This is a genomic window from Streptomyces sp. NPDC001157, assembly GCF_053598255.1.
On record NZ_JBSFJW010000002.1, the window covers coordinates 440354 to 456617 of the forward strand.

19 protein-coding genes and 2 pseudogenes are annotated in these 16264 nt (G+C 70.3%); 7 read left to right on the forward strand and 14 right to left on the reverse strand.

What is annotated here, in order from left to right; all coding sequences use genetic code 11:
- Window positions 1–73 precede the first annotated feature (73 nt).
- The 3 genes from ACWDAG_RS05850 to ACWDAG_RS05860 are packed head-to-tail and all read right to left on the reverse strand — an operon-like array spanning window position 74 to window position 3250.
- Complete coding sequence (locus ACWDAG_RS05850; RefSeq protein WP_450694341.1) at window positions 74–1090, reverse strand: asparaginase; 1017 nt, start codon at window positions 1088–1090, stop codon at window positions 74–76.
- 31 nt (window positions 1091–1121) lie between these two features.
- Entirely contained in the window at window positions 1122–2576 is a 1455-nt protein-coding gene (locus ACWDAG_RS05855) for an amino acid permease (protein ID WP_450694342.1), read from the reverse strand.
- The gene (locus ACWDAG_RS05860; RefSeq protein WP_450694399.1) at window positions 2573–3250 is read right to left on the reverse strand and encodes a FadR/GntR family transcriptional regulator; all 678 of its coding nucleotides are present in this window, start codon (window positions 3248–3250) and stop codon (window positions 2573–2575) included. Before ACWDAG_RS05860 ends, ACWDAG_RS05855 begins: the two co-directional genes overlap by 4 nt.
- Window positions 3251–3407: 157 nt before the next feature.
- Here ACWDAG_RS05860 and ACWDAG_RS05865 point away from each other — a divergent pair, with 157 nt between their 5' ends.
- Entirely contained in the window at window positions 3408–4097 is a 690-nt protein-coding gene (locus ACWDAG_RS05865) for a GAF and ANTAR domain-containing protein (protein WP_450694343.1), read from the forward strand.
- Window positions 4098–4229: 132 nt separating this feature from the next.
- Here the strand turns inward: ACWDAG_RS05865 and ACWDAG_RS05870 are convergent, their stop codons facing one another.
- The 6 genes from ACWDAG_RS05870 to ACWDAG_RS05895 form a co-directional block, all read right to left on the reverse strand.
- Entirely contained in the window at window positions 4230–4886 is a 657-nt protein-coding gene (locus ACWDAG_RS05870; RefSeq protein ID WP_450694344.1) for a TOPRIM nucleotidyl transferase/hydrolase domain-containing protein, read from the reverse strand.
- Window positions 4887–5064: 178 nt separating this feature from the next.
- Window positions 5065–5901, reverse strand: coding sequence for an undecaprenyl-diphosphate phosphatase (locus ACWDAG_RS05875; protein WP_450694345.1), 837 nt, complete (start codon window positions 5899–5901; stop codon window positions 5065–5067).
- Between the two features lie 73 nt (window positions 5902–5974).
- Window positions 5975–6349, reverse strand: coding sequence for a fluoride efflux transporter CrcB (crcB, locus tag ACWDAG_RS05880; RefSeq protein ID WP_450694346.1), 375 nt, complete (start codon window positions 6347–6349; stop codon window positions 5975–5977).
- A 2-nt stretch (window positions 6350–6351) separates the two neighbouring features.
- Window positions 6352–6726, reverse strand: a complete 375-nt coding sequence (locus ACWDAG_RS05885; RefSeq protein ID WP_450694347.1) for a DUF190 domain-containing protein — start codon at window positions 6724–6726, stop codon at window positions 6352–6354.
- Window positions 6723–7184, reverse strand: a complete 462-nt coding sequence (gene crcB / locus ACWDAG_RS05890) for a fluoride efflux transporter CrcB (protein ID WP_450694348.1) — start codon at window positions 7182–7184, stop codon at window positions 6723–6725. Before crcB (ACWDAG_RS05890) ends, ACWDAG_RS05885 begins: the two co-directional genes overlap by 4 nt.
- Before the next feature lie 170 nt (window positions 7185–7354).
- Window positions 7355–8317 carry an SMP-30/gluconolactonase/LRE family protein gene (locus ACWDAG_RS05895; RefSeq protein ID WP_450694349.1) on the reverse strand — a complete coding sequence of 321 codons (963 nt, stop codon included), beginning with the start codon at window positions 8315–8317 and terminating at the stop codon, window positions 7355–7357.
- A 161-nt stretch (window positions 8318–8478) separates the two neighbouring features.
- Here ACWDAG_RS05895 and ACWDAG_RS05900 point away from each other — a divergent pair, with 161 nt between their 5' ends.
- The gene (locus ACWDAG_RS05900) at window positions 8479–9318 is read left to right on the forward strand and encodes a ribonuclease BN (RefSeq protein WP_450694350.1); all 840 of its coding nucleotides are present in this window, start codon (window positions 8479–8481) and stop codon (window positions 9316–9318) included.
- Between the two features lie 54 nt (window positions 9319–9372).
- Here ACWDAG_RS05900 and ACWDAG_RS05905 read toward each other — a convergent pair.
- A pseudogene (locus ACWDAG_RS05905) lies at window positions 9373–10018 on the reverse strand (glycosyl hydrolase 53 family protein); the annotation flags it as partial.
- Window positions 10019–10021: 3 nt separating this feature from the next.
- On the opposite strand from ACWDAG_RS05905, the pseudogene ACWDAG_RS05910 reads away from it, so the two are divergent.
- From ACWDAG_RS05910 to ACWDAG_RS05920, 3 genes and pseudogenes are all read left to right on the forward strand, one after another.
- Window positions 10022–10300 (forward strand): annotated as a pseudogene (locus tag ACWDAG_RS05910) (substrate-binding domain-containing protein); the annotation flags it as partial.
- Window positions 10301–10474: 174 nt separating this feature from the next.
- The gene (locus ACWDAG_RS05915; RefSeq protein ID WP_450694351.1) at window positions 10475–10822 is read left to right on the forward strand and encodes a VOC family protein; all 348 of its coding nucleotides are present in this window, start codon (window positions 10475–10477) and stop codon (window positions 10820–10822) included.
- A 73-nt stretch (window positions 10823–10895) separates the two neighbouring features.
- Window positions 10896–11309: a MarR family winged helix-turn-helix transcriptional regulator gene (locus ACWDAG_RS05920; protein ID WP_450694352.1), complete on the forward strand. Its 414-nt coding sequence runs from the start codon at window positions 10896–10898 to the stop codon at window positions 11307–11309.
- Here the strand turns inward: ACWDAG_RS05920 and ACWDAG_RS05925 are convergent.
- Both ACWDAG_RS05925 and ACWDAG_RS05930 read right to left on the reverse strand, forming a co-directional pair.
- Window positions 11306–12289, reverse strand: a complete 984-nt coding sequence (locus ACWDAG_RS05925; RefSeq protein ID WP_450694353.1) for a L,D-transpeptidase — start codon at window positions 12287–12289, stop codon at window positions 11306–11308. The genes ACWDAG_RS05920 and ACWDAG_RS05925 overlap by 4 nt on opposite strands.
- Before the next feature lie 109 nt (window positions 12290–12398).
- The gene (locus ACWDAG_RS05930; RefSeq protein ID WP_450694354.1) at window positions 12399–12998 is read right to left on the reverse strand and encodes a TetR/AcrR family transcriptional regulator; all 600 of its coding nucleotides are present in this window, start codon (window positions 12996–12998) and stop codon (window positions 12399–12401) included.
- A 99-nt stretch (window positions 12999–13097) separates the two neighbouring features.
- Here ACWDAG_RS05930 and ACWDAG_RS05935 point away from each other — a divergent pair, with 99 nt between their 5' ends.
- Together ACWDAG_RS05935 and ACWDAG_RS05940 are read left to right on the forward strand one after the other, a co-directional pair.
- Complete coding sequence (locus ACWDAG_RS05935; RefSeq protein ID WP_450694355.1) at window positions 13098–14012, forward strand: oxidoreductase; 915 nt, start codon at window positions 13098–13100, stop codon at window positions 14010–14012.
- Window positions 14013–14102: 90 nt separating this feature from the next.
- Window positions 14103–14291, forward strand: a complete 189-nt coding sequence (locus ACWDAG_RS05940) for a hypothetical protein (RefSeq protein WP_450694356.1) — start codon at window positions 14103–14105, stop codon at window positions 14289–14291.
- Between the two features lie 188 nt (window positions 14292–14479).
- On the opposite strand, the gene ACWDAG_RS05945 is transcribed toward ACWDAG_RS05940, so the two are convergent.
- Window positions 14480–15604, reverse strand: a complete 1125-nt coding sequence (locus tag ACWDAG_RS05945; protein ID WP_450694357.1) for a hypothetical protein — start codon at window positions 15602–15604, stop codon at window positions 14480–14482.
- Window positions 15605–15700: 96 nt separating this feature from the next.
- Complete coding sequence (locus ACWDAG_RS05950; RefSeq protein WP_450694358.1) at window positions 15701–16135, reverse strand: VOC family protein; 435 nt, start codon at window positions 16133–16135, stop codon at window positions 15701–15703.
- Window positions 16136–16264: the final 129 nt, after the last annotated feature.

Consider the following 16264-nt stretch of genomic DNA (forward strand, 5'->3'; position numbering starts at 1 on the left):
ATCCGGCCGGCTCGCGACCGGATCCAGTGGTTCGCCGGTGGCCACCGCGCACACTCGGTGGCCACCGGAGCCGTCAGGCGCAGGCCCGGACCGTGAGGGGCTCCAGGGCGCGGACCGGACGTACCGCGCCGACCGGTTCGCCTCCGCCGAGGAGGGGTTCGCCCGCGAACTCCGTGAGGAGGGCGGGGTCGACGCCGGCCCGGGCGAGGGCTGCGGCCGTGACGGGGACCCGGGCCCGGTTCGCACCGTCGGAGATCTTGACGGCGACCGCCCGGCCGTCGGGGAGGGCGGCGACCTCCACGCCCTCGAAACCGTCCTTGGCGAGAAGACCGGGGACGGCTCGCATCAGGGCGGCGACATCACGGCCGGCGCCGGAGGCCATCTCGGCGTGCTCGCGCATGGCGTTCGCGACCCGGGCCTCCGGAGTGTCCTGGACCGCCGTGGTGATGCGGGCGGTGGCGCGGGCGAGGCCGTGCAGGGAGATGGAGAAGAGGGGGGCGCCGCAGCCGTCGACGGTGGTCCGTGCGATCCGCTGCCCGGTGAGGTCCTCGACGATCTCGGCGATCGCCTGCTGGAGCGGGTGCTCCGGGTCGAGATAGCCGTCGAGGGACCAGCCGTTGAGCTTGCAGGTGTACAGCATGGCCGCGTGCTTGCCGGAGCAGTTCTGGGCCAGCCGGGAGGGCTCGCGGCCCTCGCGTATCCACGTGTCGCGGACCGCCGGGTCGTACGGCATGTCCCTGACGTTGCGCAGGTCGTCCTCCGTGGCGCCCGCCAGCTCGAGGATCCGGCGGGTCCCGGCGAGGTGGCGTTCCTCGCCGGAGTGGCTGGCGGCGGCGAGCGAGAGCAGTGCCCCGTCGAGCGGCAGGCCCGCGCGCACCATGGCGGCGGCCTGGACGGGCTTGAGCGCCGACCGGGGGTAGAAGGCGGCCTCGATGTCGCCGAGCTGGAGCTGGACCTGCCCGTCGGCGCCGAGGACGACGACGGAGCCGTAGTGGATGCCCTCCACGACCCCGTCGCGTATCAGGTGAGCGACGGGGGCGTGGAGGGGTTCGCGGATCAGGGGTGGGTCCGCGACGGAACTGCTGTACATCACTGCCTCTTGTCGTGGAGCGGAGCGTGGGTCACGCGTCGGCCCCGGTGGTGGGTGGTGTCTGGGTGGATGTGCGGGCGACCCGGCCTCGAATGCCGAACCATCCTCCGACCAGGGCGCCGACGATCAGCGGCAGGCACAGCACGGTGGTGCGGCCGGCGCCTCCGTCGGCGTACATGAGGACCAGGACGGAGGCGAGGAAGGCCAGCGTCACGAGTTCGGTCCAGGGAGAGCCCGGCAGCCGGTAGCTCGGGCGGGTCAGCTCGCCCCTCTGGGTCTTCTGCCAGAAGAGCAGGTGACAGATCATGATCATGCCCCAGGTGGAGAGGATGCCGATCGCCGCGAAGTTCAGGACGATCTCGAAGGCGTCCGCCGGAACCACGAAGTTGAGACCGACGCCCAGCACACAGATGCCGCTGGTGAGCAGGATGCCGCCGTACGGGACCTGGCTGCGGCTCATCACCGAGGTGAACTTGGGGGCGGAGCCGGACATCGCCATGGAGCGCAGGATGCGGCCGGTGGAGTACAGGCCGGAGTTGAGCGAGGACATGGCCGCGGTGAGGACGACGAGGTTCATCACGCCGCCGGCCGCCGGGATGCCGATGTGGGACAGCACGGTCACGAAGGGGCTCTCGGCTGCGCTGTACTTGTTCCAGGGCAGCAGCATCGAGAGCAGGACGACCGAGCCGACGTAGAAGAGGCCGACGCGCCACATGATGGAGTTGATCGCCTTCGGCATGATCTTCTCGGGGTTCTGGGTCTCACCCGCGGCGACGCCCACCAGCTCGACGGAGGCGTAGGCGAACACGACGCCCTGGATGATCAGCAGCATGGGCAGCAGGCCGTTGGGGAAGACGCCGCCGTTGTCGGTGATCAGGGCCGGGCCGGGGTGGGCGCCGTCCACGGGGTGCTGGGTGACCAGGAGGAAGATGCCGATGCACATGAAGATCACGAGTGCACTGACCTTGACGATGGCGAACCAGAACTCCAGCTCACCGAAGATCTTGACCGAGATCAGGTTGACCGTCAGGACGACGGCCAGGGCGATCAATGCGATCAACCATTGAGGGATGTCGGAGAACATGCCCCAGTAGTGGGTGTAGGTGGCCACCGCGGTGATGTCGGCGATACCGGTGGTCGCCCAGTTCAGGAAGTACATCCAGCCCGCGGTGTAGGCGCCCTTCTCGCCCAGGAACTCCCGGGCGTAGGAGACGAAGGCGCCGGACGAGGGCCGGTACAGCACGAGTTCGCCGAGGGCGCGCACCACCAGGAAGGCGAAGATGCCGCAGACCGCGTAGGCGATGAACAGGGAGGGGCCGGCGTCGGCGAGGCGGCCGCCCGCGCCGAGGAAGAGACCGGTGCCGATCGCGCCGCCGATGGCGATCATGTTGACGTGCCGGGACTTCAGCGACTTGCTGTACCCGGCGTCGCCTGCGTCGACATGTGCGGCCGGTGTGCGCGTCTCTTCTTTGAGGTGCTCGCTCACGCCTCGGGTCCGCCTTCCGTGGGGATGTCCGTGCGCGCGGGGCGCACGATGTCGGTGAGGGTCGTCTCGACGCGGTCGAGGTGGTGCGCCATCGCGTCCACCGCGTCGAGTTCGGAACCGTCCATCAGCGCCTCGACGATCGCCCGGTGCTCGCGGTTGGACTGCTCGCGGCGTCCGCCCAGCTCGTTGAGGAAGGCCGACTGACGCGCCAGTGCGTCGCGGATCTCCTCGATGACCCGGCGGAAGACCGGGTTCTGGGCGGCCTGGGCGACAGCGAGGTGGAACAGCGTGTCGAGGGCGACCCAGGAGGTGGTGTCGGTCTCCTGCTCCATGCGCTCCAGCAGGTGCGCCAGGTGGTCGAGGTCCTCGGGCGTACGGCGCAGGGCCGCGTAGCCCGCCACCGGGATCTCCACGTGGCGGCGCACCTCCAGCAGGTCGCTGGCCGCGTAGTCGCCGAAGGTGGGGTCCTCGACGGCGTTGGCGACGACGAAGGTGCCCTTGCCCGTCTTGGAGACGGTCAGGCCCATCGTCTGCAGGGCCCGCAGGGCCTCGCGCAGCACGGGCCGGCTGACCTCGAGGGTGCGGCACAGCTCCGCCTCGGAGGGGAGCTTGTCCCCCACGGCGTACTCGCCGTCCTCGATGGCGGAGCGCAGGTGGGCCAGGACCGCTTCCATGGCGCTGATGCGCCGCGGACCCTGACTGGCTGTCTTGCTGTCTGACAGGTTCACGGGAGTGATCCTGCGGGTGACGAGCGGGGCCTGTCAAGGGATACAGAAGGCAAGCTGGGTAGACGGCTTCTTGACCAGCACGAGCCGAAAAGCGGAGGACGGTATGGACTGGGGTCGGTTCGCGCAGCAGATGGCGTCGATGGCCCGGGACCTCCTGGCCCAGGAATCGGTCCAATCCACCCTGGAACGGATCACCCACTCGGCGACCGAGCTGGTGGAGGGCTGCGACGCGGCGGGCATTCTGATGCTGCACGGCACGACGGTGGAGACGCTGGCCCCCACCGAGAAGCTGGTCGTCGACAGCGACCAGTTGCAGGAGCGGCTGGCCGAAGGACCGTGCTTCGATGCCGCCCGCACCGCGGAGGGAGAGCGGGTCTTCCGCATCGCCGACTTCACCCGGGAGCAGCCGCACTGGCCCGACTACGCCCCCCAGGCACGGGCCCTCGGTGTGGGCAGCATGATGGGATTCCTGCTGTTCACCGAGGACGAGGAGCTCGGTGCGCTGAACCTCTACTCCCGCAAGCCCGGCGCCTTCACCGAGGCCAGCGAGCTGGCCGGCTGGCTATTGGCCTCCCACGCCGCGGTCGCCTTCTCCAGCGCCCGCACGCAGGCTCAGATGGAACGGGCCGTCGCCACCCGCCACATCATCGGCGAGGCCATGGGCATCCTCATGGGCGCCCACAACCTCACCGAGGAGCAGGCCTTCGACACCCTTCGGCGCTTCTCGCAGGAGAACAACATCAAACTCCGCGAGGTCGCCCGCCGGGTCTGCGAGCAGGGCACCGTGTCCTGACCACGCAGCGGCTCCCCCGGCTCGTGGTCTGAACCAGAGGAGCCTGACCGAGTCGGCCCCCAGGGGAACGCCGCACAACCCGGCCTCACCCCCAAGTCCCCAGTCACGCGTCTTCCACGCATCCGAGTGTTGTCACACCTGCGCAAGGAGCCGCTCCAGCGGCCGCGGGACACGCGCGAGGTCCAGATGTCCGACCAGTGCCTGCGCGTAGAGCGCCTTGCGGCCGCTGTGGGTGCCCATGAAGCGCCGCAGCTGGTGTTCCACGGGCCGGTTCCGCTGGGCCGGCTGGCCCTGGAAGGTACGGAAGGGGCGCGTCTCGCCCTGGTCCTCGATCACCTGCTGCACGCCTTCGGCCCCGAGCGCGCGGATCAGCTCGTCCTCCAGGTCGGCGACGCACAGGTGGAACCCGAGCGTCTCCAGTCCGGCGCGTGTGAGAGCCGACCCGAGCCCGACCCGCTCCAGATGACGCCGGAAGTACCGCTCCTCGCCGATGTCGCAGAGACCGGCCAGCGGGAGGGCGAGCCCCGGGGGACCGCACACGTCCAGGAAACGCCCGATGTTCGTCGCTCCTCCGAGCGGCACCACCGCAACGCCCTGCGCGCCGAGGTCACGGCCGTGGCGCACGGCCAGCGCTTCGAGCGCGACCTGATCACTGCTCCCCTCGACGAGCACGATCGTCCGCACACCGCCGCCGGCCAGCTGCCGCGCCGTCTCAGCGGCCGCACTCGCCCCCGCTCCCCCTGCCGCCCACGCGACCAGCGCCCGGGAAAATCGCCTCATCTCGTCCACGAGACCTCGCTTCCCCAGGCCATCGTGGCATGGCGGAGATCCCGTACGCACGCGCGTTTCTCCAGGGCAACGCCTCAAGAAATCGGCGGATACGGCACCCTCTCGGCATCGCCGCGCACCACGCGCCCGTCCGCGACGATGTCCGCTCCCCGAGAGGCGCCCGTCTCCGCGACCGCGGTCAGCTGCTGAGGCCACCCGTGCCGAGCAGCCCCAGGAGCAGCACGCCGACGATGATCCGGTAGACGACGAAGGCGTTGAAGGAGTGCTTGGCGACGAACTTCAGCAGCCAGGCGATGGAGGCGTAGGCGACCACGAAGGAGACGATGGTGCCGACGGCCAGCGGGGCGGCGCCCACGCCGGTGCCCAGGGCGTCCTTGAGCTCGTACAGGCCGGCGCCGGTCAGGGCCGGGATGCCGAGGAAGAAGGAGAGGCGGGTGGCGGCGACGCGGTCCAGGTCGAGGATGAGGGCCGTGGACATGGTGGCCCCGGAGCGGGAGAAGCCGGGGAAGAGCAGGGCGAGGATCTGGGAGCAGCCGACCAGCATCGCGTCCTTGAAGGTGGTGTCGTCCTCACCGCGCTTGTGCCGACCCATCTGGTCCGCGGCCCACATCACGCCACTGCCGACGATCAGCGAGGCGGCGACCACCCACAGCGAGGCGAGCGGGCCGTCGATGAGGGGCTTGGCGGCCAGGCCGACGACCACGATCGGGATGGTCGAGTAGATCACCCACCAGGCGAACTTGTAGTCGTGGTGGTAGCGCTCCTCCTTGTTGCGCAGGCCACGGCCCCAGGCGGAGACGATCCGCACGATGTCCTTGAAGAAGTACAGGAGCACGGCGGCGATCGCGCCGACCTGGATGACGGCCGAGAAGCCGACGACGGCCTTGTCGTCGACCGGGATGCTCATGAGCCCTTCGGTGATCTTCAGATGTCCGGTGGAGGAGACGGGAAGGAACTCGGTCAGCCCTTCCACGACTCCGAGGACGGCGGCCTGACCGACGTTGATGACGCTCATGGGATCCAGTTCTGAGGAGTTGGTCGACAGTGCTGTAGACAGTCTTACTACGTGCGGGAGGCGGGCCGGCTGCCTACCCCCACAGGGCCTGGGCGATCGACACCCCGGCGAATGCCGCACCCAGGCCCGCCGTCAGGCTCCCGACGACATTGGCGGCAGCGTAGAGCCCCGCCCCCGTCTCGGTCAGCCGCAGGGTCTCGTAGGAGAAGGTCGAGTACGTCGTCAGGGCCCCGCACAGGCCGGTGCCGAGGAGCAGCTGCAGATGGGAACCGGCGGCCCCCTCGGCCGCCGCGCCGGTCAGCAGACCGAGGATCAGGCAGCCGGTGACGTTCACCGCGAAGGTGCCCCAGGGGAAGACCGAGTCGTGTCGGGACTGCACCGCACGGTCGGTGAGGTAGCGCAGCGGGGCACCGACCATCGCGCCGCCGACGACCAGCAGCCAGTTCACAACTACTTCTTACCCTTCATGTCCGTTTTGTCCGGGGTGTCTTCGCGGCCGACGTACCGGATGACCTCGCAGTCGTCGAGGATGACGAGGCCCTCGCCGACCAGTTCGTCGAGCTGTGGCAGGAAGGCGCGGACGCGTTCCTCGGTGTCGACGATGACGATCGCGACGGGCAGGTCCTCGCTGAGCGACAGCAGCCGCGAGGTGTGGATCAGCGAGGAGGCGCCGAAGCCCTCGATGCCGCGGAAGACGCTGGCGCCGGCGAGGCCCGCCGCATGCGCGCGGTGCACGATCTCCGAGTACAGCGGCTTGTGGTGCCAGGTGTCGTTCTCGCCGATGAAGACGGTCACGCGCAGCGCGTTTCCGGTCAGCCTCGTCATGGCTGCCTCCACTTCAGGACGCGGCGGGCCGCGGTGACCGCGAGCCACACCGCCGTGAGCGCCGCGAGCAGGGTCGCGGCGAGGTAGGCCAGCCCGGTGCGCGGGTGGCCGGCGTCGACCAGTTTCTGGATGTCGACGGCGTAGGTGGAGAAGGTGGTGAAGCCGCCGAGCACACCCGTGCCGAAGAAGGGGCGTACGAGGCGGTGGGCCGCCCATACATCGGTGATGACGACCATGAACACGCCGATCACGGCGCAGCCGACGACGTTGGTCCAGAAGGTCGCCCAGGGGAATCCGCCGGGCTGGGCGGGCCACCACAGGGAGAGGGCGTAGCGGGCGACGGCTCCCATGGCTCCGCCGAGTGCCACCACCGCGACGACGGGGGCCTGGGTGCGCCAGGCGGGCGGGCGCGGGGTGCGGGGGCGGGCGCGGACGCTCTCGGCTTCCGGGGCTGTCATGGTCGTACGTCTCCTACTCGCCGGGGCCCGGGGCATGCGGGCGCCGCTCCTTCGCAAGTAGGGACCGTTGGCGGCACCACTGCCGCGGTTCGGGTACGGCGGGCCCCACCGCCGCGCCGCGAGGGGTGCTCGCGGCCGGGCATCAGGGTAGCGTCCGGCCGGGACCCGGGTCACTTCGGGGCCGGTCGCTCGCACACGGCGATGCCCCGCTCCCACAGGCTGCCCAGGACCAGCTGCCCGGCGGCCTCGCACACGCTGGTCACCATGCGGTAGCCGGAGTGCCGGCGGGCGAGGTGGTGGACGATCGTCCCCTGGTCGTCGACCGCGAGGGCGCCGATGGTGCCGGTGGGACGGAAGGGGGCGCGGACGGCGATGCGGGCTGCGGCGCCGCGGACGGCGGGCGCGGCGCGGTGCAGCAGGTCGAGCGGGGGGACACGGGGCCCGGCCAGGGAGACCCAGATCGGGCCGTCCGGGGCGCCTCGCCAAAGGTTGTCGGGCATGCCCGGGAGGTTCTCGACGAAAGGTTCGCTCTGCCCGGCCCTGTCGCCGGAGAGCCAGTGACGCGTCAGCCGGCGGGCGCCGGTCTCGGCGACGACCAGGAACGATTCATCAGAGCTCAGCGCCAGCCCGTTGGCGAACTGGAGACCCTCCAGCAGGACTTCGGGACTCTCGCTGCCCGGGGCGAGGCGCAGCAGGCGGCCGGTTCCCGTGTGTTCCACGAGGTCGCCGATCCACTGGTCCAACGGGTAGCGGCGGCTGGAGACGGTGAAGCAGACACTGCCGTCGGACAAAGCGACCGCATTGCTGCAGAACCGCAGTCGCTCCCCCGCCACCGAGTCGGCGAGAATGCGGACGATGCCCTGATCGAGGTCGACGCGCAGCAGCCCGAGTTCGGCGTCGCACACCAACAGGGCGCCGTCCGGGAGCAGTTCGAGGCCGAGCGGCCGGCCGCCGGTTTCGGCGAGCACCTCGACGCGGGCGGCCGCGGGCTCGGTCAGTCCGTCGATGCGCAGGATGCGGCCGTCCTCCACTCCGGTCAGCACACGGCCGTGGGCGTCGGCGACGACGTCCTCGGGGCCGCGGCCGCCGATGGCGACGTACCGGAGCGGGACGAGTTCACTGGGACGGTCCATGAAAACCTCCTTGCCGAGGTCGGGACAGTTCATGCTGGCATGTGTAGGGATGCTGGATGCCCGCCGGGTGCCGCGTCACCCGATCAGGTTTACCGGGACGCGTTCCTGGCCACTCAGGACACCACCACCGGTAGCTCCGGCCGGAGGAAGGGGTGGTCCCCATGTCACGGCTGGCCGCCTGGCACCGGCTGGGGCTCGCCGAGCTGCACCGGCGCGGTAATGAGCTGGAGTTGCTGCACCGGGCCATGGGATTCGCGACGCTCGCCCTGGTGACCCTTGCGCCGCTGCTGATCGTGGTGGCCGCGGCCGATCCGTTCGGGCACGGCGGCTTCGCGCTGTGGCTGGTGGACGGCATGGCCCTGAACGGCCGCTCCGCCGAGGCGCTCGCCCATGTCTTCGGCCCGACCCGCAAGGTGATCAGCACCACCAGCGCACTGAGCCTGGCGCTGCTCGCGCTTTTCGGCATGTCCTTCGCCTCCAGCGTGCAGAACGGCTACGAACGGATCTGGAGGACGGCCGCCGCTCCGTGGCACCACCTCTGGCGGCACGCGGTCTGGCTGATCATGCTGATGGCGTACCTGTACGCCCAGGTGCAAACCCGGACCGTACTGGAGGGCCCGCCCCGCATCCTGCTCAGCATGGGGGTCGGCCTGCTGTTCTTCTGGTGGGGGCCCCACTTCCTGCTCAGCCGCCAGGTGCCCTGGCGCTATCTGCTGCCCGGTGCGCTCGCCACGATGGCGGGCCTGGTGGGCCTGCGCGGCTTCTCGTACCTGGTGTTCACGCCGCTTCTGGTCACCAACGCGATCAGCTACGGCCCCGTCGGCACGGTCCTGGTCGTGGAGTCCTGGCTGGTCGGTGTGGGGTTCGTCGTCTACGGCGGGGCGCTGCTCGGGCGGCTCATATGCGAGTGGCTCGGACACTTGGAGCCGCCGGATCCGCCCGGCCGGACGGAACGGGCACCGACGGACCGGGGGCAGGGACCGTCGGCCCTGCGTTCCTAGCGGGAGCATGGGCGAGGGCCCGGCCGCTCCCCTACGACCGGGCGCCGCACAGGTTCAGCGGTGGCTGAACCAGCTCGTGGCCGAGGTGGCCTTGTTGCCGTGGTCGAAGAGGGCCTGGTTCTCCCAGCCGTTGCCGGAGGTGGAGTCGGTCGGGTCCCGGCCGTTGCCGGTGACCGCGGTCCAGGTCGCCTCCCAGTGGAAGACGCCGAGGCCCTTGTTGCCCGGGACGGCCTCCACGATGTTCGCGACGGCGTTCATCCGGGCCGGCCGGCCTGGACGGCCGGGTAGCCGGTGACCAGTTCGCCGGTGGTGTCGATCTGGTTGGTGAGCAAGTCCTTGCTGTGCAGCCGGAACGAGGAGGCCGTCTCGGCGATGAACACCGGCTTGCCGTAGCGGGAGACCACGTCGTCCAGGGTGGTCTGCGCGGCGCCGGGCGAGCCGTGCCAGTGGCCGTAGTACGACAGACCGACCACGTCGAGACGGCCTTGACGGCGCTGTAGCCGGACTTGATCAGGCCGGCGAGCTGCGGCCAGTTGTCCGTGGAGCCCTCTGACCACAGCATGCCGACGTTGATCTCGTTGCCGACCTGGACCATGTCGGCCGTGGCGCCCTGGGCCTTGAGCGTGCTCAGCACGTCGTACGTGTGGTGGTACACGTCGGTCTTGAGCCGGCTGACGCTGTGCCCGGCCCAGGCGGCGGGCACCCGGACATGGACGCCGTGTTCGTGGCCTCCGACCTGATGGCGCAGGGCGCGCTGACGGCGCCGCGCCGGGCGGGCCGCCGGGTTCCCGAGGACGTGTCCGTGGGCGGCTTCGACGACTCCATCGCGGCGACGGAGGCCACTCCCGCCCTCACCACGATCCGCCGGCCCTACGACCGCATCGGCTCCGAGATGGTACGGGTGCTGCCGGCACTGATCAGCGGCGAGGACCCGGCGGCGGTGATTCTGCCGACGGAGCTGGTGAAGCGGGAGTCGACGTAGGGAGTCCATGGAGGGCGCACGTGCGCACCGGCCGGTGATTCGGCCGTCGGCGCGGCCTCGGCTCCGGCTCGCCCGTTCAACCGATCAGGATCGAAGAAGCCGATTGCCCCTCCCCCGCCCTAGCGTGAAAGCACCGAAGAATTCCCTCGGCCCATCACTGCGGAGGAGCACACCATGACCGCCGGCCTCAAGACGATCATCTACCCCGTCAAGGACATCGCCCGGGCGAAGGCCCTGTTCAGCGCCCTGCTGCAGGTGGAGCCGTACGCGGATGCGCCGTACTACGTCGGCTTCAAGGACGCCGGACAGGACGTCGGCCTCGACCCCAACGGACACGCGAAGGGCCTGACCGGGCCGGTGCCGTACTGGCACGTCGACGACATCCGGGGGCGGCTCGCCGCGCTGGTGGAGGCGGGTGCGGAGGTGGTGCAGGACGTTCAGGACGTCGGCAACGGCAGGCTGATCGCCTCGCTCAAGGACGCCGACGGCAATCTGGTCGGGCTGCTCCAGGACCCCGCCTGACGACCGGCAGGCTGCATGCACCCGCATTCATTGCGCAGTCAACTAATGGCTGTTTCGGTGTTACCGTGCAGACATGGCAGTGAAGACGGCCGAGTCCCGGCTCGAGGAGAGATGGCGCGACATCCTCTCCGTGCACGCCCGCACGATGTGCGAGATCGACCGGGTGCTGCACCCGCACGGCTTGGGCGCGAGCGATTTCGAGGTGCTCGACATCCTCGCGTCCGAGGCTCCCGGCGAGGGCGACCGGTGCCGGGTGCAGAACCTCGCGGGACGGGTCCATCTCAGCCAGAGCGCACTGTCCCGGCTCATCGCCCGGCTGGAGAAGGACGGCCTGGTGGAGCGTTCCGTCTGCACGGAGGACCGGCGCGGGGTGTATGTCACCCTGACCGGCAAGGGCCGCGACCTGCACACCGAGGTGCTGCCGCTGCAGCGCGAGGTGCTGGCCCGGCTGCTGGGCAGCCGGGCCGAGGCACAGGGTGCTTCCTAGAGCTGGGAGGTCGTCTGCTCCCCGGCCGCGCTGCCCGCGAGCCACTGGGACCAGCTCAGGTTGAAGGCGGCGTAGCCGTTGTCGGCCGGGGCCTTGCCACGGGGGGAGCCGGTGACGGTGACCGGGTCGCCCTGCTTGACCTGGCCGTAGAACCACTTGGCGTCCGACATGGACAGATGGACGCAGCCGTGCGAGCCGCGGGCACTGCCGCTGCCCGGGTTGGGGTCGCCGGTCGAGTAGTGGACGTACGTGCCGGACTGGGTCAGGTGGACGTCCCAGGGCAGCGTCAGGTCGTAGAAGTTGGGGCTGCCCTTGTCACAGCTGATGCCGACGCTGCAGGAGGTCATGTGGACCTTCTCCTGCTTGTCGATGACGGCCATCGTGCCGTCCCAGGTCGGGTACTGGGCGGATCCCGCATTGATCGACAGGGTGCGCACCAGCTTGCCGTTCCGGCGCACCTTCATGGTGTGGCCGGTCACCGAGACATCCGCGCGCACGTCGTCACCGATGGTGAAGGAGTGCGTGTAGCCGTGCACGCCGTAGCGCCCGTTGCCGTTGCTGACGCCCTTCAGGTCGGCGTCGATCTTCACCTTCGTACCGGAGGGCCAGTACGTCTTCGGCCGCCAGTCGGCGCGCCGGTCGCCCATCCAGTGCCAGGCGCCGACCACCGGCTGCGAGGCGCTCACCTTCATGTGCTTCTCGACGGTGGCGCGCGCCTTGGCCGCCACCGGGTTCGTGAAGATCACCGAGATCGGCATGGCCACGCCGACCGTGGTTCCCGTCTGCGGCGTGATCGTCTCCAGCAGCATCGGCGGCCCCGCGGGCTTCGTCGGTGACGGCGAGGAACTCGCGCTCGCCTTGCCCGCCTTGCCGTCGTCCGCGCTCGCCTTGCTGCTGCCGGCTCCGCCGCAGGCACTCGTGCCCACCAGCATCGCGACCGTGACGAGTGCGATCCCTATCCCGCCCTTGCGCCGTCCCACGACCTGCCCCGCTCTCTCGCTTCTCGGCCCTGAGGGGCCTGCTTCCCTGTCAGACAGTTACGACACGGGCGGCAGTTGCATCAGGCGGGCAGATCTTTAGTGATCCATGTCACGTCGGCGCGGATCCCCGCAGAATGAACGCGATCACGTCGTCCAAGCCGTGCTCGTCCGCCTCGGGGGGCAGCATGCCGGTCACCGCGAGGTCGGCGTAGCCGTGCAGGGCCGCGAAGACCGGAAGGCCGACGCGCTCCATCGGGCCCGCTCGCACCTCACCCTGGGCCTGCCCCTCGCCGATCAGCCGGACGACCAGGTCCGACCAGCGCTGCTCGGCCTCGCGCAGCGCGTCGGAAGCCTCCGGATCGTGCTTGATCGAGTACATGAGGTCGAGAAGTTCGGCATTGTCCCGGGCGAAACCCACATACGCCCGGACCATCGCGTCGAGTCGCTTGGCGAACGTCTCCCCGACGCCGTCCTGCGAGGCCGCGAGGACGGCGGTCAGCCGCTCGAATCCGGTCAGCGCTAGCGCGTCCAGCAGGGCCTGCTTGTCCTTGAAGTGGCGGCTCGGCGCGGCATGGCTGACGCCGAGGTCGCGGGCGAGTTCGCGCAGGGACAGCGCGGTCGGCCCCTTCTCGCGAAGCGTGTCCTCGGCTCGGGTCAGCAGGGCCGCGCGGAGGTCTCCGTGGTGGTAGCGGCGGTTGCGGGTGTGCATGCGCGTCAGTGTATCGGCCATGTTTATGACGCCTACATTGTTGTCGGCGTCACTATTGTTGTCATTGACAGCATTGTTGGCACCGCCTACATTGACGGCATGGCTACTGAACCCAGCAAGTGGAACATCACCGACATCCCCGACCAGACCGGCCGCACCGCCGTAGTGACCGGCGCGAACAGCGGGCTCGGCATCGCCACCGTCGAGGCGCTGGCCGGTGCGGGCGCGCATGTGGTGCTCGCCGTACGGGACGTGAAGCGCGGCGAGGCCGCCGCCGCGGGGGTGCGAGGGAGCGTGGAGGTGCGCCGGCTCGACCTCGCCGATCTCGCCTCGGTGCGCGAGTTCGCCGCCGACTGGCGGGGCGATCTTGATCTGCTCGTCAACAACGCCGGTGTCATGAACATCCCGGAGTCCGCCACCAAGGACGGCTTCGAGATGCAGTTCGGCACCAATCACCTGGGCCACTTCGCCCTGACGAACCTGCTGCTGCCCCACATCACCGACCGGGTGGTGACCGTGTCGTCCGGTGCGCACAAGATGCCGGGCAGCCCTCGCATCCACTTCGACAACCTCAACCTCACCGGCGAGTACGCGCCCATGACGGCGTACAGCCAGTCCAAGCTGGCCAACCTGCTCTTCGCCCTCGAACTGCAGCGCCGCCTCACCGAGTCCGGCTCGTCCGTACGCGCCCTGGCCGCCCACCCCGGCTATGCCGCAACGAACCTCCAGAGCCATGACGGCAGTGCACTGCGACGCGCCCTGATGCGGGTCGGCAACCGTTTCCTGGCCCAGGACAGCAGGGCAGGCGCCCTGCCGACCCTGTACGCCGCTGTGCGGGACCTGCCCGGTGCGAGCTATGTCGGCCCGGACGGCCTCGGCGAGATGCGCGGCGCCCCGACCCTGGTCGGCCGCTCACCGGCTGCCAGTGACCCGTCCACCGCCCGCCGGCTGTGGACGGTCTCCGAGGAGCTGACCGGCGTCACCTTCCCGCAGCCGGCCTCGATCCCGGCTTGAGCGCTCCGCGGGGTGTGGCGCTTTGCGGCCACCCGTTCCGCGAAACAGACCTGCGTCTGCGCCGGTTCGAGTACGCGGTCCAGTTCCAGCATGGGCGTCATGTGCTCGCAGGCGCGGTCGACTCCCATGCCGAAGGTCCGCGAGGAGGGTGTGCAGCTGGAGATTGTCCCCGATGCCACCCATCGCGAGGGCGTAGCCCATGCGGGTGCCGGGGTCCAGGACGAGTGGCTCGTCGTCGAGCACGGCGGCCGACTGCCCGAACCAGGCGACACGTTGTGAGCGGTCGGCGACCGCGGCGGCGGCTTGCGCAGTTCGGCCTTGACCAGGGCGGCCTCACCGAGCCGGAGCAGGGCCTGGCGGTAACCAGGCCCGGAGCGGGACCTCATCTGCGCGACGAGTTCGTCGACGAGCCGGGTGATCTCCGTGGGGCCGGCCGCACGTCGGCAAGCACTCCGGAAGGCCCGTGATCAGGGACCGCTGTCAGCGGACGGACCCGGCTGCCCCGGCCGGATCTCGCCGGGTCTGCGATCCGCCGGTCTGCGGGGCGGGATCGGCGTCGACGCGAAGGCGCGCGGACCGGTCCACAGGGCGGGTACCGCGTCGCAGCGATGGCACATCTCGTAGGCGATCGCCTCGTAGTTGACCCGCCAGCCGTGGAAGTGCGGCCAGGCGTCGGCGACGCTGCGTTCGGTGCGGAAGCCCGCCGCTTCCAGCATCGCGACCGCGGCCTCGAACTCGACGTAGGTGAGACGGAGGGCGGCGTCCGGAGAGGGGTCCGGGTCGAAGGGGAGGCGCTGGGCGCGGGCGATGTCCCGCAGGGCGGTGAAGCCGGCCCGCAGCACCAGGCGGGCCTCCGGCGGGGCGCTGCGCGGGGTGAGCGCCAGCTGTATGGCCGCCGCGTCCATCACGGCGACCAGACCCACCAGCCAGTGCCGGTAGGGGCGGGGCGAGCGGAAGGCCATCAGGACCGGGTACGTGGAGTGGCTCTCGCCGATGTCGGAGGCCAGTCGCTCCCAGGCCCGGTACAGCTCCGGCAGCGCTGTCTCGGTGTCGACCAGCCACTGCCTGGCCAGGATCTCCGGGCCCCAGGCGGGCTCGCCGGCCCGGGACTGCAGCAGGGTCACCTCCAGCTCACGACGGTTGTAGGCGGCGTAGAGCGTGGGCAGGTAGGCGATCTGCAGGGCGATCAGGACCGGTCCCGTGGCCGCCGCGACGAAGTCGAGCGCGGACAGCCGCAGCCGGTCGCCGCCGGCGAAGCCGAGGGTGAGCAGGCTGGAGCCCGCCTCTCGGAAGGAACTGCCCCAGGACAGCCCGGACACGGCGTGCAGCAGCAGCCCGAAGCCGGCAAGCGCTCCGCCGAGCCAGGTCGCGAGCATGCCGATCAGGATCAGCGGAGCGAGCCAGGTCTGCGCGCGGTCGACGGCGCCGTAGCCGCCGCGTATCGCCGCAAGCCGCAGCAGGCGGCGCAACACCCACCACAGCCGGTACACCAGCGTCGAGTAGAGCCCTCGCGGCACCACCAGGGTCCGCAGCACGCTGGCGGCCATGCCCGCCAGCAGCAGCCCGCCGGCCACGCCGGAGATCCACGTCATGCGGCCATTGTGGACCGTTGGGGTGTGAGGTGATCAGTTACGGCGGTGAAGGTGGAAGACCGGGTGGTCGGCGGCCTCGGGCACCTTCACCAGGCCCTATGCGGCGCCGAAATCGGGAAGCGTGACCGACCCGTCCTCGGCCAGCGGGAACCCGGGGTTGTGGGCGATCTCCCAGGCGTGGCCGTCAGGGTCGACGAAGGCGCTGGAGTAGAACCCGATGGCGTTGGTGGCCGCCGGCTTGGTGATGGTTCCGCCGGCCCGCTGTACGGCGGCGAGGAGTGCGTCGACCTCTGCCTCGGACCGGACGTTGTGCGCGAGGGCGATCCCGCCGAATCCCCCGGCGCCTTGGGGCTCCAGGCCGCAGTCCCGGGCGAGTTTCTCGCGGCTCCACAGGACCAGCCCCAGACCGCCCGCCTGGAAGAAGACGGTCTCCTCGACTTCCTGGCCCCGCCAGCCCAGCGCCTCGTAGAAGCGCTTGGCACGGGCGAGATCGGACACTCCCAGCGTGATCAATGTGATGCGCTGTTCCATGCGATCACGTTACTGCGACCGCTGATCGGGGACGTCCGCGAACGGGCTCTTGATGAAATGCCACGATCCGCTGTGTTCTGCGGGCGGTCGCGGCGCGTCCCGGAACGACGCGGTGGCCGTGCCGGTCGT

Bases quoted from the DNA above. Each gene is read 5' to 3' on its own strand.
- ACWDAG_RS05920 (WP_450694352.1), top strand. From the start codon at position 10,896: ATGGCAGTGAAGACGGCCGAGTCCCGGCTCGAGGAGAGATGGCGCGAC.
- ACWDAG_RS05940 (WP_450694356.1), top strand. From the start codon at position 14,103: ATGGGCGTCATGTGCTCGCAGGCGCGGTCGACTCCCATGCCGAAGGTC.
- ACWDAG_RS05930 (WP_450694354.1), bottom strand. From the start codon at position 12,998: ATGCACACCCGCAACCGCCGCTACCACCACGGAGACCTCCGCGCGGCC.
- ACWDAG_RS05900 (WP_450694350.1), top strand. From the start codon at position 8,479: ATGTCACGGCTGGCCGCCTGGCACCGGCTGGGGCTCGCCGAGCTGCAC.
- ACWDAG_RS05885 (WP_450694347.1), bottom strand. From the start codon at position 6,726: ATGACGAGGCTGACCGGAAACGCGCTGCGCGTGACCGTCTTCATCGGC.
- ACWDAG_RS05915 (WP_450694351.1), top strand. From the start codon at position 10,475: ATGACCGCCGGCCTCAAGACGATCATCTACCCCGTCAAGGACATCGCC.
- ACWDAG_RS05875 (WP_450694345.1), bottom strand. From the start codon at position 5,901: ATGAGCGTCATCAACGTCGGTCAGGCCGCCGTCCTCGGAGTCGTGGAA.
- ACWDAG_RS05865 (WP_450694343.1), top strand. From the start codon at position 3,408: ATGGACTGGGGTCGGTTCGCGCAGCAGATGGCGTCGATGGCCCGGGAC.
- ACWDAG_RS05895 (WP_450694349.1), bottom strand. From the start codon at position 8,317: ATGGACCGTCCCAGTGAACTCGTCCCGCTCCGGTACGTCGCCATCGGC.
- ACWDAG_RS05935 (WP_450694355.1), top strand. From the start codon at position 13,098: ATGGCTACTGAACCCAGCAAGTGGAACATCACCGACATCCCCGACCAG.
- ACWDAG_RS05860 (WP_450694399.1), bottom strand. From the start codon at position 3,250: ATGGAAGCGGTCCTGGCCCACCTGCGCTCCGCCATCGAGGACGGCGAG.
- ACWDAG_RS05850 (WP_450694341.1), bottom strand. From the start codon at position 1,090: ATGTACAGCAGTTCCGTCGCGGACCCACCCCTGATCCGCGAACCCCTC.
- ACWDAG_RS05950 (WP_450694358.1), bottom strand. From the start codon at position 16,135: ATGGAACAGCGCATCACATTGATCACGCTGGGAGTGTCCGATCTCGCC.
- crcB (WP_450694348.1), bottom strand. From the start codon at position 7,184: ATGACAGCCCCGGAAGCCGAGAGCGTCCGCGCCCGCCCCCGCACCCCG.
- ACWDAG_RS05945 (WP_450694357.1), bottom strand. From the start codon at position 15,604: ATGACGTGGATCTCCGGCGTGGCCGGCGGGCTGCTGCTGGCGGGCATG.